Source organism: Poseidonibacter ostreae, from assembly GCF_009208075.1.
GTDB lineage: Bacteria > Campylobacterota > Campylobacteria > Campylobacterales > Arcobacteraceae > Poseidonibacter > Poseidonibacter ostreae.
Map to the genome: position 1 here is coordinate 1 of NZ_WFKJ01000029.1, position 14,375 is coordinate 14,375.

General features: G+C 27.7%; 18 protein-coding genes. 3 read left to right on the plus strand and 15 right to left on the minus strand.

Features of this window, described 5'->3' with window-relative positions; all coding sequences use genetic code 11:
- From GBG18_RS09735 to GBG18_RS09745, 3 genes are all read right to left on the minus strand, one after another.
- A partial coding sequence (locus GBG18_RS09735) for a flagellar basal body protein (RefSeq protein WP_226896487.1) occupies window positions 1-275 on the minus strand: 275 nt, incomplete at its 3' end.
- A 10-nt stretch (window positions 276-285) separates the two neighbouring features.
- Window positions 286-1,356 (minus strand): hypothetical protein, encoded by a 1,071-nt coding sequence (locus tag GBG18_RS09740; protein ID WP_152190628.1) that lies wholly within the window; start codon window positions 1,354-1,356, stop codon window positions 286-288.
- A gap of 15 nt (window positions 1,357-1,371) precedes the next feature.
- Window positions 1,372-1,743: a response regulator gene (locus tag GBG18_RS09745; RefSeq protein WP_152190630.1), complete on the minus strand. Its 372-nt coding sequence runs from the start codon at window positions 1,741-1,743 to the stop codon at window positions 1,372-1,374.
- A gap of 163 nt (window positions 1,744-1,906) precedes the next feature.
- Here GBG18_RS09745 and flgG point away from each other — a divergent pair, with 163 nt between their 5' ends.
- From flgG to GBG18_RS09760, 3 genes are read left to right on the plus strand one after another with little or no spacing between them, the layout of a single operon-like run.
- A complete protein-coding gene (gene flgG, locus GBG18_RS09750; protein ID WP_152190632.1) occupies window positions 1,907-2,695 on the plus strand; it encodes a flagellar basal-body rod protein FlgG in 789 nt (262 codons plus the stop codon).
- A 16-nt stretch (window positions 2,696-2,711) separates the two neighbouring features.
- A complete protein-coding gene (locus GBG18_RS09755) occupies window positions 2,712-3,116 on the plus strand; it encodes a hypothetical protein (protein ID WP_152190634.1) in 405 nt (134 codons plus the stop codon).
- A 14-nt stretch (window positions 3,117-3,130) separates the two neighbouring features.
- Window positions 3,131-4,159: a hypothetical protein gene (locus GBG18_RS09760; protein WP_152190636.1), complete on the plus strand. Its 1,029-nt coding sequence runs from the start codon at window positions 3,131-3,133 to the stop codon at window positions 4,157-4,159.
- 6 nt (window positions 4,160-4,165) lie between these two features.
- Here GBG18_RS09760 and rimM read toward each other — a convergent pair whose 3' ends face one another.
- The 12 genes from rimM to GBG18_RS09820 form a co-directional block, all read right to left on the minus strand.
- Window positions 4,166-4,696, minus strand: coding sequence for a ribosome maturation factor RimM (rimM, locus tag GBG18_RS09765; protein ID WP_152190638.1), 531 nt, complete (start codon window positions 4,694-4,696; stop codon window positions 4,166-4,168).
- Window positions 4,697-4,705: 9 nt separating this feature from the next.
- Window positions 4,706-4,945 (minus strand): KH domain-containing protein, encoded by a 240-nt coding sequence (locus GBG18_RS09770; RefSeq protein ID WP_152190640.1) that lies wholly within the window; start codon window positions 4,943-4,945, stop codon window positions 4,706-4,708.
- A 17-nt stretch (window positions 4,946-4,962) separates the two neighbouring features.
- Window positions 4,963-5,190, minus strand: coding sequence for a 30S ribosomal protein S16 (gene rpsP, locus GBG18_RS09775; protein WP_076088164.1), 228 nt, complete (start codon window positions 5,188-5,190; stop codon window positions 4,963-4,965).
- Between the two features lie 101 nt (window positions 5,191-5,291).
- Window positions 5,292-6,644, minus strand: coding sequence for a signal recognition particle protein (gene ffh, locus GBG18_RS09780; protein ID WP_152190642.1), 1,353 nt, complete (start codon window positions 6,642-6,644; stop codon window positions 5,292-5,294).
- A gap of 173 nt (window positions 6,645-6,817) precedes the next feature.
- Window positions 6,818-7,570 (minus strand): pseudouridine synthase family protein, encoded by a 753-nt coding sequence (locus GBG18_RS09785; protein ID WP_152190644.1) that lies wholly within the window; start codon window positions 7,568-7,570, stop codon window positions 6,818-6,820.
- Entirely contained in the window at window positions 7,554-8,705 is a 1,152-nt protein-coding gene (gene waaA, locus GBG18_RS09790) for a lipid IV(A) 3-deoxy-D-manno-octulosonic acid transferase (protein WP_226896488.1), read from the minus strand. The genes GBG18_RS09785 and waaA overlap by 17 nt, the downstream gene beginning before the upstream one ends.
- Window positions 8,706-8,707: 2 nt before the next feature.
- Window positions 8,708-9,427, minus strand: a complete 720-nt coding sequence (locus GBG18_RS09795) for a zinc ribbon domain-containing protein (RefSeq protein ID WP_152190648.1) — start codon at window positions 9,425-9,427, stop codon at window positions 8,708-8,710.
- Window positions 9,420-10,175: a Nif3-like dinuclear metal center hexameric protein gene (locus tag GBG18_RS09800; RefSeq protein WP_152190650.1), complete on the minus strand. Its 756-nt coding sequence runs from the start codon at window positions 10,173-10,175 to the stop codon at window positions 9,420-9,422. Before GBG18_RS09800 ends, GBG18_RS09795 begins: the two co-directional genes overlap by 8 nt.
- A gap of 8 nt (window positions 10,176-10,183) precedes the next feature.
- Window positions 10,184-11,122 (minus strand): glycine--tRNA ligase subunit alpha, encoded by a 939-nt coding sequence (glyQ, locus tag GBG18_RS09805; protein ID WP_152190652.1) that lies wholly within the window; start codon window positions 11,120-11,122, stop codon window positions 10,184-10,186.
- A 52-nt stretch (window positions 11,123-11,174) separates the two neighbouring features.
- Window positions 11,175-11,669 carry a 5-(carboxyamino)imidazole ribonucleotide mutase gene (gene purE / locus GBG18_RS09810; RefSeq protein WP_152190654.1) on the minus strand — a complete coding sequence of 165 codons (495 nt, stop codon included), beginning with the start codon at window positions 11,667-11,669 and terminating at the stop codon, window positions 11,175-11,177.
- Between the two features lie 36 nt (window positions 11,670-11,705).
- On the minus strand, window positions 11,706-13,013 hold the full coding sequence (locus tag GBG18_RS09815; protein WP_152190656.1) for a glycosyltransferase family protein: 1,308 nt from the start codon (window positions 13,011-13,013) through the stop codon (window positions 11,706-11,708).
- A gap of 14 nt (window positions 13,014-13,027) precedes the next feature.
- Entirely contained in the window at window positions 13,028-14,308 is a 1,281-nt protein-coding gene (locus GBG18_RS09820) for a peptidase U32 family protein (RefSeq protein WP_152190658.1), read from the minus strand.
- Window positions 14,309-14,375: the final 67 nt, after the last annotated feature.

Below are 14,375 nucleotides of genomic sequence, written 5' to 3' on the forward strand. Positions count from 1 at the left end.
AAATCTAATTTATTTCCAGTACTTGCAATTGCTCCTACTTCACCATCTATATACATTGCATCAATTTTAGGTATATTATTAGTAACTGTATTTATCTTTGTAGGTGTAAAACCTTCATCTTGCGCTCTTTGTAAATATTGGTTAAAAGTAGTTTCTGTTAGTCCATCTTGTTTAAAACCATGTGTATTAGTATTTGCTAAGTTATTACTAATTTGATCTAAACGATTAATTTGATTAATCATTGATGCAGCTAATGGATATGTTCCTTGATTCATAATTTACCTTTTATTTTGCAAATTCATCTATAAGTTTATCTAAATCTTCACCAATTAAGTCATCAGTTGAATCCCCATGAATATGTTTAGCAACTGCAATTTCCTGACTAGTGCCATCATCTTCAAATAAATTATTTAAGTATAAAGATAGCTTTCTAATAACAGACATAACTCTTTCTATTTTCTGTCTATTAATATCATTAAATTGCATTAATTCCATTGCTTCAAAAATTTTCATATCTTCTGCATTTAAACTAGTTGTAATATCATTCAAATTAGTAGACATTTCTTCAGCAGCTTTTATTTGAGTTTTAAAAATCTCTATATTTGGAAATTTTGCACTTAAAGAATTAAGTAGTTCGAGGTCTGAAGCGATATAACTTTCAAAACTTTTCACTTTATCTCTTGTTTCACTATTATTATCTAAAGACAAACTTAAAACATCGAATATTTGAGAACCTTTTTCTTCTGAATCATTTGCAACTTGGCTTAATTGGTTCACAACTTTCGTATCATGATCAGCAGGAAAAGGGAAAACACCTTCATTTATTTTTGAATCTGCCCAAACTTTTCCTATTTCATCATTATCATGATTCTTATCTTGTGAAATTTTTTCTTCTTGAACTTTTGAAGAAGTTGACTCAACAATACCTTCTTCATCAGCTGCTTCATCATCGAAAGTTTTAGGTGTAATATCTGATATCTCTTTTGTATCAATTTCTTCAACTTCTAATTCACTGATTTCTTCTAAATTACTTGCAGTTTCTTCTTTTTCTGATTCATTCGCTTCACTTGTCTCTAAATCTTTAAGTAAGTTATCAATATCATTATTATTCACTACTTCAGAATCTGTATTTTCTATATTTTCTACAACTTCTTCATTATTGTTTTCAAGTAATTCAGATGTTTCTTCAACACCAACTTTTTCATTTTGAGAAATTAATTCTTCAATTTCTTCAGTATTTACAACAGGTGCTTCTTCTTGAACTATTGGAGTTTCTTCTTGAACAGCTGAACTTTCATCATCAACGATATCTAAACCATTCATTAAAGCTTCAATTTCTTCTTGACTCATACTCATAATAAAAACCTTATGTTATTTTTTTAATACTCCATCAAGCTTTTCTTTTAAAATTTCTGCATTAAAAGGCTTAACAATATAGTTATTAACGCCAGCTTTTAAAGCTGTGATAACTTCTCCCTTACCACCCTCAGTAGTAATCATAATAATAGGTGTCTTCATATGTCCACCTTCACTTCTAGTTTTTTGAACTAGTTCTAAACCATTCATATTTGGCATATTCCAATCTGTTAAAATTACATCATATTGAGATTCTCCAAGAAGTTTCCACGCCTTAACACCATCTTCAGCTTCATCGAATTCTTCTTTTTTAAAACCTAATTGCATGACTACATTTCCAATAATTCTTCGCATTGTAGAACTGTCATCAACTATAAGAATTTTCATTACTTAACCCTTTATTATTTATTATAATTTTAAAATATCACTTATTATATATGATTTGTTTTAAATTTTCACTTAATATGTAAAAAATAATTTTTTAGATTTATCTAATTTTAATTCTTGTTAAAATATAATGATAACTATATAAAACTCTAAAGGAAAAACTATGATTAGAGGACTTTACACAGCAGCTACGGGTATGAATGCAATGCAACATCAAATTGATGTTACATCAAACAATATTGCAAATGTAAATACTAGCGGTTTTAAACAAGATAGAGCGGAATTTCAAGACCTTATGTATGAAACTTTAAACTATACAGCAGGGCAAACTACACAAACAACAAGAAATCCTACTGGAATTGATACAGGTCTTGGAGTAAGAATCTCTGGTATTCAGAAAAACTTTAGTGAAGGTGACTTACAACTTACTTCAAATACTTTAGATTTAGCAATTGAAGGAAATGGATTTTTTCAAATAACTCTTCCTAGTGGAGAAACAGCTTATACAAGAAACGGTGCTTTTAAATTAAATTCTGAAGGAACTATAGTAAACGGTAATGGTTATGAGTTATCACCTCAAATAGTTGTGCCTGATAATGTTACTGATGTAACCTTTGGAACTGATGGAATTGTAACAGCTACAAATTCATCAACTGGAGACTCTCAAGAATTAGGGCAAATTGAACTTGCAGATTTTATAAACCCATCAGGACTTACTCCTTTAGGTGAATCTTTATACATGGTTAGTGAAGCATCAGGTGATGTTCTAACTGGAGATCCAACAACAGATCAATTTGGTGGAGTAAGACAAGGAATGATTGAGCTTTCAAATGTAAAATTAGTAACTGAAATGGTTGATTTAATTACTGCACAAAGAGCATATGAAGCTAACTCAAAAGCAATTACAACAACAGATAGTATGTTAGATACAGTAAATAGATTAAAAAGTTAGGTAAATACGTAAATCTATGAATTTAGAAGAGTTAAAAAAACTTCGGGAAAAGAATTTTTTAGAGCATAAAAAAAAGAAAAAAGAGTATTATCTAAAAAATAAAGAGAGTAAAAAACCTTCAAGAAAAGAAATTGACTATTCTAAAGAGCTTAATAGTATAAATTTTGCAGATAAAATAAAAGAGATTGCAAAAGTTCAAAAAGCGCACGTAGATGATAGAAGAGAATTAATTGTAAAAAAAATCAATGAATATAAAAAAAGAAAAAAAGAGTACTATTCAGAAAATAAACAAAAACGATTAGAGTATGATAAAGAGTATAGAGAAAAAAAGAAAGAAGAACTAAAAAAATATAGAAGAGATTATTATCAAAAAAATAAAGAAAAAATATTAGCAAAACAAAAAGAAAAAAGAAAATCCTAAAAAAAGAGTAGATGATGGCAGAAGAAGAGATTAAAGAAGAGATAAAGGAAGAAACTCCTAGTATAGAAGAGGAAACTACTACTTCTGCAAATATTGAAGAGTCTACTATTTCAGAAGAAGCAGGACAAAAAGAAGAAGAAAACTCACAAGATATAAAACAAACTCAAGAAGAAGAGAAAAAAGAAGCTGTTCAAAAAAAGGTTCCATTTTTAAATAAAATTTTATTTGCACTTGTAGGTTTTTTACTAATAGTTTTAATTATAGGAACAGTATTATTTTTTATGGGATTTTTTGATGCTAAAGAAGAGATAAAAAATGAAGAAGTTCAAAAACAAGAAAAAATAGTTAATGAGGATAATAGCTTTAATATAAAAGATATAAACTCTAAAAAACTCAATCAACAACTTTTACTACTTACAAATAAAAATATAATTGCAGAAGAAGAGAATAATAAAAGAGAAAAACTAGAACAAGAAAAAAAGATAAAGCAAGAAGAAGAGAAAAAAAGAAAAGAGAGTTTAGCACTTGAAGAAGAAAAAATATCGAAAGAAAAAGCTTTATTAGAAAACAAAAAAATTGAACTTGAAAAACAAAAAGAAGAATTAGAAATACTTAAAAATGAAGCTATCAACCTAAGAAATGAGATGATTAATAGTAAAAAAATCTTAGAGATGGAAAAAGAAGAGGCTATTGCTGAAGTAGCTGAAGTAAAAGTAGAAGAAGAAGCTGAAGAAAAAATCATTGAGATAAAAGAAGAAATTAAAGAAAAGACTCCTATGAGTGAAAATAAATTTGTATCCTTAATAAATATAGCTAAGATAAAAGGTTCTTTGTACAAATCATACTTAGACAAGATTACTTCTATTAATAGTGATGTGAAACTTTGTAGAGACGATTTAAATCGAATTGAATTGTATTATGGTCCATTTGAAGATAATAGTATTAGAAATGATTTATATAAGAAATTACAAGAAAATGGAATAGAGAATTCGTATGAAGTTGAGTTAACGAAAGAAGAGTTTGATAAAAGATGTAATTATTAAAAAACTCTAAGAGTTTTCTAAAATAGAATAAGCATCTTTAACATTTATTTCTTTTTTCTCAATATCAATATTTAAAATAAATTGATCAAATATATGTGGTAGTAAAAAAGTTTTTGGAAGTTCTTTAGTAACTAAAGACTCATCTGTATCAATCTCTAAATAGTCACTTATAGGATACCTATGAATATCTTTTACTAAACCTAGTTTTAAATCATTTTCATAAACTGTACAACCGATTAAATCAAACCAAAAGAATTCATTCTCTGCTAGATTACAGTTTTCTCTTGTTTGTTCAGGTGTTGAAAAAAGTTCTTGATTTATAAGTTTTTTAGCAAGATCAATATTTTCATAATTTTCAAATAAAACTACATCTCGATTTGCATTGTATTCAACAACTTTTAATTTAATTTTTCTATTTGTTATAAAAGTTGCATCTTTTTTAAATTGCTCAGGAAAATCTGAGTCTATATGAAGCTTTAAGTGCCCTTTTAGACCTACAGTTTTTCCTAATTTAGCTACGTATATATTACTATTCATATATTTAAACTACTTAGCAATAACTTGAATTTTATATGATACACCATCTTTTGCTTTACAACCATTTGCCATAGTTTTTAATGCATTAATCATGTTTCCATTTTTACCAATAAGCTTACCAATATCAGAACTATTTGCTTCAACTGTAATCTCAGCAAAAGTTTCATCTATTAACTTTTTAGTAACAGTTACATCTTCTGGTACACTAACAATTAGTCGTGCATAGTTTTCAATAAAATTAGTAATCATAGCTATTAATCAACTAATTATTTAGCTGCTAATTTTGCAACTTTTTCAGAAGGTTTAGCACCAACACTTAACCAGTAATCATATCTTTCTTGGTCAATTTTTAATACTTTTGGCTCTGCAACTGGGTTAAAGTAACCAATTGATTCAATCCAACCTGAATCTCTTCTTTTTCTTGAGTCTGTTACAACGATTCTGTAAAATGGTTTCTTGTTTCTTCCCATTCTTGTTAATCTAATTACTGTCATGTTTTCTTTCCTTTTATTTTATACTTTTATTATAGTATTGAAATCTAAACTCTATTACTTAAGTGAGTTCACAGCTCAACACTATTTATATTTAACCTATTTTATCTTGGTAAGTTAGGCATTCCACCAGGTCCCATTTGAGACATCATGTTTTGTAAGCCTTTCATTCCACCTTTTGATGATAGTTTCTTAGCCATTTTTGAAGCATTTTTAAATTGCTTTAATATTTTATTAATTTGTACTTCTGAAAGTCCTGAACCTTTTGCGATTCTTTTCTTTCTACTTGGATTTATTAAAGATGGTTGAAGTCTTTCTTTTTCAGTCATTGAACCAATTAAAGCTTTAATCCTTTTAATCTCATCAGAGTTTTCAAAATCCATATCTTTTAAAGGTCCAGCCATTTGTGAAAGACCAGGAATCATTCCAATAATTGATTTCATAGAACCTAATTTGCTCATCATTGCTAATTGGTCTAAAAAGTCATTGAAATTAAATTCACCTTTTTTGATTTTTCTACTTACTTCTTTTGCTTTCTTTTCATCAATTACAGCTGATGTTTTTTCTGCAAGTCCCTCAATATCTCCAAGTCCTAATAATCTTGATACAATTCTATCTGGAATAAATACTTCAAGGTCTGGCATTTTTTCACCAGTACCTATAAATCTTAATGGAACTCCAACTTGTGAAGCAATAGATAAAGCAACTCCACCTTTTGTATCACCATCATATTTAGAAAGAATTACACCATCAATTCCAATTTGTTCTTTAAATGAAGATGCAGTTTTAGTAGCATCATGACCTGTTAAAGAATCTGCAACATAAAAGATTTCATCTGGATTAACAGCATCTCTTACATCTTTTAATTGAGTCATTAATTCTTCATCAATTGCAAGACGACCTGCCGTATCAATTAGTAAAACATCGTAATGCTCTTTAGTAGCTTTCTCTTTTGCAGCGAGTGCAATTTTAATAGGATTTGTTTCATTATCATCAAAATATACATCAACTTCAACTTGTGCAGCAATTTGTTTTAATTGCTCAACTGCTGCTAATCTTTGTAAATCGCCAGCTGCTACTAAAACTTTTTTCTTTCTTTGCTTTAAATAACTAGCTAATTTACCAGTTGTTGTTGTTTTACCAGAACCTTGAAGTCCTGTCATTAAAATCGTTGTAGGAGGAGTATTAGAGAAAACAAAACCTTGATTTCCCTCTGTTGTTAATGTTTTAGTTAATTCACTTTTTAATGCATTAATAAATGAATCTTGACCAATTCCAACTCTTTTAGTTTCAAGCTCAATAGCTGTTACTAATTCTTTTGTTGTTTTATGATGTACATCAGCTTTTAATAAAGATTTCTTTAACTCTAAGGTAGCTTTCTTTAGTGAAGCAACATCATCTTTATGTCTTATTTTGTTAACAGCATTTTTTATTGAACCGGTTATTGAATCAAACAAAGCTCAACTCCTAGATTTTTTAAATTTTGTGGATTATACGTTTTTTATACTTCAAGATAGATTAATTGTGTACTTTTTAAGATTAGTTTTAGTTTTTATTTTTAGCAGTTTACATACAAAACCCTTAAATAAGGGTTTTGTATATTTTATTTGAAAGCTTTTTTACTTAAATTTTAATTAAACTCGTAAACTTTAAATTCTCTAGGTTCTTTAGCTTCAAATTCATAATCAAAAATTTTAGTGATTTTAGAATGTAATAAAACTCTTGTAACATTAGTTGCCGTTCTTCCATAAACTCCATCACCAATAATTGGTAATCCAACAGAGTTTAAATGAACTCTAATTTGATGAGTACGACCAGATTCAATAACAACTTTGATTTTAGATTTATTACCTTCAACCAACATAGGGTAAACAGTTGATTTTGCTGGTTTACCTTTTTTAACATCAATTTTAGATTTAGCACTTCCTCTATCTTTTGTTGTAAGAATTGGTTTATCAATAACAATTTCATCAATAACCTTTCCCTCAACAATAGCAACATACTCTTTATAAACTCTATTTTGTTTAAACTCTTTTATTGCTCTATTTTGGAATAATTCGTTTTTAGCAAACATCATAACACCACTTGTTTCTTTATCAAGTCTATTAAGTAAAAAAGCATCAGGATATTTTTTAGCAACTTCATCAGCTGTTAAAAATGCAGGTTTGTCTACTACTAAAATATCATTATCTTGGAAAATTACTTTTATTGGAGCAATTTCTTTTACAATAAAATGTGTATCACCTTTTATTTCACCACGGGCAATCATTACTTTTTTCCCACCAACTCTTACTAAGCCTTTATCTATTAACTCTTTTGCTTTAGAATTAGAAATTCCTTCTTGAATTGCTAATAGTTTGTATGCTTTATCTCTTACAGGCATTTATTTCCTTTATTATTGGATCTATTGAACCAGCTTTTATTAAGGCTGATTTTTTTAAATCTTTTATATTATTTAAGTATTTATTTAATTCATCATTTTCAATTAAATAAAAATCTTTAACACATTCAAAAAGTGGTTTTTGATTAAATATCTGTTTACCACTAATTAACTTACATTTAAAAAATGCAGGTTCAATTGGATTATGTCCACCAATTTTTTCAAATGCACCACCTAAAATTACTACATCTGATATAGTAAAGATATCATTTAAAATACCCATTTTATCTACTAAAATTATATCAGAATTAAAATTTTCTTCTTGTGAGTATCTATGATAAGTCAAGGGTTTATCTTTTATATACTCTTTGATTAGTAAATCAACACTATCAAATCTTTCAGGATGTCTAGGAACTATTACTAATCTTCCTTGATCTCTTTCATAAGCATTAAGAATAAGCTTCTCTTCATTTTCATGAGTACTTGCTGCTGTAATTAAGATATCATCAACTTTTTTTAATATATTATTCACTTTTGGTTCTTGTGCTAATTTAATATTCCCTAACACTTCCACATTTGTAGCACCTAACTCTTCTAGTCTTTCTTTATCTATATCACTTTGTGCAAAAACTTTATCAATATTCTTAAAAATTCTTTTATAAAAAAAAGAAAATCTTTTATAAGAATTATATGATTTATCAGAGATTCTTGCATTTATTAAAAAAGTTTTTGCACCTTTTTTCTTCGCAAAAAGAAATAGCATAAACCATAATTCAGCTTCCATAACAACTAAAACTTTTTGTTTATTAATCCAAAAAGGTAAAAATATCTCAAAAGGTAAATAACGTACATTTGAAGTACTCTTTAAAGCTTCTTCAAATCCAGTGTTTGTGATAACTGAAACATTTGCCTCATTTTTATAATAATCAAGTAAAGGTTTAATAGCTTTTGTTTCACCCATTGAACAAGAATGGAACCAAATACTATTTTCTTCAAAGGAAGGATTATTTCTTAAAAAAAATTTTGAGGGAATTGCTTGTTTATATTTAGGGTTCTTAGCTTTAAAAACTAAAAAAGGAAGAGCTAGTATATAAACTAAGACTAAAAGTAAATAGTAAAATATACTAAAAAGGCTCAAAATTAAGCCTCTTCTGTTTCATCTTCTTTATAAAGTATTCTTCCACAATGTGGACAATTTACAATCTCTTCTGATTTAATAACTTCAGCATAAGTTTTGTCATTAATTTTCATATAACAACCATAACATGCTTGTTTTTTTACAGGAACAACAGCAGAATCTTTTGCCCATCTTTTGATTTTTTCATAGAATGTTAAAATTTTATTATCAAACTTTTCTAATAATTCACTTCTTTCTTGATATACAACATTTCTTTCTTTGTTGATTTCTTCAATACTATTATCAACTGCAACTTGAATATCTTTAATTGATTCTTCTTCTTCAGTTAATTTTTCTTGTAAATCTTTTAAAGTCTCTTCTTTAGATTCAGATAATGCATCTAATCTTGTAATCTCTTCATTTGCAAAAGAGATTTGTTCTTTAGCGATTTCTTCTTCTAATTGTAATGCTTTTAACTCTTTTTCTGTATGAATATTATCATTCTTTTTTGAGATATCTTCTAACTTAGACTTTAACTCTGATAAATGGATATTATTCTTAGTTCTTTTAGACTTAATATCATCAACCTCTAAATATAAAGTGTTAATTGATGCTTTAATCTCTTCTGCTGTTTCAACAAAAGTTGCAAGTTTTGCCTTTTCATTTTCAATCTTTGGTTCAAACATGCTAATTGCTGTATCAAATTTTGATAATTTAATTAAATCCTGTAAATACTTATTCAATCGTTTCTCCTTCTATAAAAAACTCAAATGGATTTTTTGAAGCTGTTATTATAGCTTTTAATTCATTTTTTTTCAAATATTCTGAAAGAAGTCCCTCTAGTAGCTTACTAAAGTATCTTTCACTCTCATAATGTCTTATATCAATTAAAGAAATACCTCTTGCCTTTGCTTCCATTGCATCATGATATTTTATATCACCTGTTAAGAAACAATCAGCTTTTACTTCTTCAATTAAAGACATCCCTGAACCCGTAACAATTGCTACATCTTTTATAAAATCATTACATCTAACTGTATTTACAGTTTTCAAATCTAATTTTTTTGAGATATGTTTTACTAAATCATTAAACTTCATATTTACTTTTGCATAAGAAATAAACTCATCAGTGTTCTCAAGTTTTAAACCTAAAACTTCACTAACCACATATTTGTTTAAATGTGTTTTATCTATATTTGTATGCATTGAAATTAAAGATATATCTTTTTTAATTAATTTCTGTAATAATTTCGTACTATATGAGTCATAATTAACTCTTTTTAAACCTTTGAAAATTAAAGGATGATGGGTAATAATTAAAGAATTTTCTTCAACTTCATCAAGTAATTGTTCATCTAAATCAATACTAATATATACTTTTTTTACTTCATCATCAAAAGAACCTACAAGTAAACCTGCATTGTCCCATTTTTCTTGTAACTCAAATGGTGATAACTCATCTAAAAAAGCATATATTTCTTTAACTTTCAAAGTAAATCCTAAACAAATAATTCAGGATTATTTAGTTTTAATTTTTCTAAGGCTTCTAAAGATGCTTTAGAATTAACTCTTGCTAATCTTTGAGGTTCTTGACTTTTATATAAAACCGCACAACCTTGAGATAATTCTCTCACTTTTAAAATATAGTTTTGTCTCTCTGTTACTGAAATTGCTTTTCTTGCATCTAATGTATTAAAAGCATGAGATGCTATCATACATTGATCATATGCAGGAAGAGGTAATTCATTTTCTAAACAAACTTTACACTCATTAAAAGCTTCGTCAAAATGTCTAAATAACATATCTACATCAGCTACTTCAAAATTATATTTTGAAAATTCATATTCACTCTCTTTATGAACATCTGCATAAGTAGTAATTCCATGTGCATTTTCATTCCAAACAATGTCAAATACAGAATCAACACCTTGTAAATACATTGCAAGTCTTTCAGTTCCATAAGTAATCTCAACAGCAACAGGATCACAAGGAAGTCCTCCTACTTGTTGAAAGTAAGTAAACTGAGTTACTTCCATACCATCAAGCCAAACTTCCCATCCAAGTCCCCAAGCTCCAAGAGTTGGAGATTCCCAGTTATCTTCAACAAATCTAATATCATGCTTAGATAAATCTAAACCTAAAAACTCTAAAGATTGTAAATACAAGTCTTGAATATTATCTGGACTTGGTTTGATTAAAGTTTGAAACTGATAATAAGCTCCTAATCTATTTGGGTTCTCTCCATATCTTCCATCAGTTGGTCTTCTACTTGGAGCAACATAAGCAGTTGACCAAGGAGTTGAATCTAAACTTCTTAAAAGTGTTGCAGGGTGGAAAGTACCAGCACCTGCTGGAATATCGTAAGGTTGTACAATATTACATCCTTGCTTAGCCCAAAACTCTTGTAATTTTAATAGAATTTGTGAAAATGTAACCATCTATTTAATTCCTAATTTTTTATTTCTTATAAATATTCATCTATAGTGTTTACTATAAGATTACTTCTATTTCTTGTGAATCTGTTTCAACTTTTTTAGCTTGTACGATTCTATCTTCTTTTAATTTTATAGCTAATTCACTATCAGAGATTGCAAGAATTTGCATAGCAAAATATGCAGCATTTACAGCACCAGATCTACCAAGTGCAACTGTACCAACAGGCATACCAGCAGGCATTTGAACAGTAGAAAGCATTGCATCCATTCCATCCATTGCTCCACCTTTCATTGGTACTCCAATAACAGGTTTAGTTGTAGACGCAGCTAAAGCACCAGCTAAGTGTGCAGCCATACCAGCAGCAGCAATAAAGGCAACTGCACCTTTTTCTTCTGCTTCTTTGATATAAGTTTTAGTTCTAGCAGGAGACCTATGAGCTGAAGATATAATAAGCTCATATCTAACATTAAACTTTTCAAAAGTATCAGCACAATGCTTCATAATTTCATAGTCAGATTTACTACCCATAATAATTGATACAAAATTCATTTTCAATCCTTGTTTTTATATAAAAACACGATTATATCAAAAAGTATCTAATAGTTTTATAATCTTCGATGTTTTAAGGCTTTGCCATGATTTATATTTGTATAAAGTTAATGAATCATTATCATAAATAAATTTTGATAATGATTTAGATTTATCTTCAATTTTAATAGTTTTAAGATGCTCATAGTATTTTGTTTTCTTATCAATTTCTGTATCTGTTGATAAAACAATTGTAGGAATCATAAATGCATCAGAGATATGAAAAGTTGAAGTATCAGTTGTAATAATTGAATCCATATTAGAAATTATATATATAAAATCATTTATAGTTTTAGAATCTTTTGATAAGTTTATAAACTTATCATCTACTAGTTTTGAATCAATATTTAAACAACTTACAATTGTATAACCATCTAATTTTAATATTAATTCTTTTAATATTGAAGAAGCAATATTTTGAGGAATTGTTTTGTTTGCACTAGCTGAAAAAGGATGAAACAAAAGAACTTTTCCTTTCTTTTTTATAGCTTTGATTTTTTCTTCTAAATTTTTTGAAGCTACAACATTTTCAAGATTTAATTCATTATGTTTTTCATAAGAGCTTATCTTTTTATAATCTATTCCAAATTTATATAACCAAGCATCAACCATATTTAAACTATTAAAACCTGAAAGCTTTTGCATAACAGAGCTATTATCAATAAAGTAGTCATAAGTGCAAAGTTTTTTACTTGTGATACTTAAAGGCATTACATTGTTTATAAATTTTTGTTTTAAATAAACTTGTCTATCTCTTGAATAAAGACTATTATTTGAAGCATTAATATATAAATCGATTTTAACACTCTTATAAAGCTCTTTTAACTTAGTATTTAGTATTCGTAAAGCTGTACAAGAAGATACTATTTGACTAATACTTTTACCTAAACCACCAATTATTGCAAGAGAAATTTCTTCTTTATCTTTTTTCACAAGTTGCTTGTAAATATCAACTTTTGAAGACTTGTCAAATAATGACAATACTTCATCTTCATTTTTAATTACATTTTTTGCTGTATTTTTTTTGAATTCTACAGAGTTTAAATATTCATCTTTATTGCTAATTCCTAATTCAATAGGAAAAGATTCTAACTCTCTTACTTTCTTCTCTTTTAAAAGTCTAGTTGTATATTTATCTTTATCTACATTTTCAAAAACTTTGTTTAAATCATTAAAATCATTTTCACATGTAATATATACAGTATCATTTTCTAAGTTTGATGGCATTTTAAACTTGAAATAGTTTACTAAAGTGCCATCAGTTGTTTTTATATTAATATTTTGGGAAACTCTAAAAAAAATCATATAATACCAGGTAATTATATTTCAGTATTTTCAGTTCTTAACATTGTTAAATAAGGTAAAGTTCCAGGTAATTGAATTTTATTTGTATTACCACTATGCACTGATTCCATCTCTTTATTTGTTTCTGTTAATATTTTTTTGAAGTTTATATAATAAACTCCATCTTCTTTTTTATAGATTTTTCCAATTTCATTATCACACTCAATAATTTGAGTATCTCTTGGTGCAAATATTTCAATATCTTGATTTGGATAAACTTTATATTTACACATGAAATGTTTTTCATCTTCTGTTATAAGTCCAGTTACTTCGTAAGAACCTTTAGAAATAGCGTAATCATGATTTTGAGAATCTAGCTTGTCAAATGGTCTATGAACTAAATAAGCATCTGTAAAGCCTCTATTTTTTGTTGTATGTAATTCTCTTTGGTATTTATCCGCATCAAATGTACCTGCATAATAATCATCAATAGCTTCTCTATATGCATTTGCAGTTACTGCTGCATAATATGGTGATTTTGTTCTACCTTCAATTTTTAAAGAGTCAACTGCACCAGAATCCATAATCTCTTGAATATGTGAAGCTAAGTTCATATCTTTTGAATTAAAGATATAAGTTCCAACTCCAGGATCTTCTTCAAGTCTAAATAGTGTATTTTGGTTTTCACTCTCTGCATATAAAGTGTAATCAAATCTACAATCATTTGCACATGAACCTCTATTTGGAACACGTCCACTTTGAACTGCTGAAATTAAACATCTTCCTGAGTATGCAAAACACATAGAACCATGAACAAAGATTTCAATCTCCATTTCAGGTAAATGCTTTTTAATTTGCATAACATCTTTTAGTGAAATTTCACGTGCTACAACAATTCTTTTTACACCTAAATCCCAAAAAACTTGTGCATCTAAATAATTAAGTACATTTGCTTGAGTTGATAAATGAACATCAATATCAGGGGCAATCTCTCTACATAATTTAACAACACCAGGAGCTGCTACAATAAAACCATCTGGTTTAATTGCTGCCATATTTTCAATATGTTTTTTTAGTAAATCAATTTGTGAGTTAAAAGGGAAACCATTAATTGTTGCATATACTTTTTTACCTCTTGCATGTGCATAATCAATTCCCTCTTTAAAAGTTTCAAAGGTAAACTCTTTTCCTGCTCTAATTCTTAAACTAAAGTGACTAACTCCAGCATATACTGCATCAGCCCCATAATTTATAGCAATTTTTAATTTTTCTAAGTTTCCTGCTGGTGATAATAATTCTACTTTGTTATCTTTCATTATATTTCCTTAATAATCTTTATCATTTATATTTTTAAAATTTCGCAATTATACCTAAATTTTATAT

Bases quoted from the DNA above. Each gene is read 5' to 3' on its own strand.
- GBG18_RS09740 (WP_152190628.1), bottom strand. From the start codon at position 1,356: ATGAGTATGAGTCAAGAAGAAATTGAAGCTTTAATGAATGGTTTAGAT.
- GBG18_RS09745 (WP_152190630.1), bottom strand. From the start codon at position 1,743: ATGAAAATTCTTATAGTTGATGACAGTTCTACAATGCGAAGAATTATT.
- flgG (WP_152190632.1), top strand. From the start codon at position 1,907: ATGATTAGAGGACTTTACACAGCAGCTACGGGTATGAATGCAATGCAA.
- GBG18_RS09755 (WP_152190634.1), top strand. From the start codon at position 2,712: ATGAATTTAGAAGAGTTAAAAAAACTTCGGGAAAAGAATTTTTTAGAG.
- GBG18_RS09760 (WP_152190636.1), top strand. From the start codon at position 3,131: ATGGCAGAAGAAGAGATTAAAGAAGAGATAAAGGAAGAAACTCCTAGT.
- rimM (WP_152190638.1), bottom strand. From the start codon at position 4,696: ATGAATAGTAATATATACGTAGCTAAATTAGGAAAAACTGTAGGTCTA.
- GBG18_RS09770 (WP_152190640.1), bottom strand. From the start codon at position 4,945: ATGATTACTAATTTTATTGAAAACTATGCACGACTAATTGTTAGTGTA.
- rpsP (WP_076088164.1), bottom strand. From the start codon at position 5,190: ATGACAGTAATTAGATTAACAAGAATGGGAAGAAACAAGAAACCATTT.
- GBG18_RS09785 (WP_152190644.1), bottom strand. From the start codon at position 7,570: ATGCCTGTAAGAGATAAAGCATACAAACTATTAGCAATTCAAGAAGGA.
- glyQ (WP_152190652.1), bottom strand. From the start codon at position 11,122: ATGGTTACATTTTCACAAATTCTATTAAAATTACAAGAGTTTTGGGCT.
- purE (WP_152190654.1), bottom strand. From the start codon at position 11,669: ATGAATTTTGTATCAATTATTATGGGTAGTAAATCTGACTATGAAATT.
- GBG18_RS09815 (WP_152190656.1), bottom strand. From the start codon at position 13,013: ATGATTTTTTTTAGAGTTTCCCAAAATATTAATATAAAAACAACTGAT.
- GBG18_RS09820 (WP_152190658.1), bottom strand. From the start codon at position 14,308: ATGAAAGATAACAAAGTAGAATTATTATCACCAGCAGGAAACTTAGAA.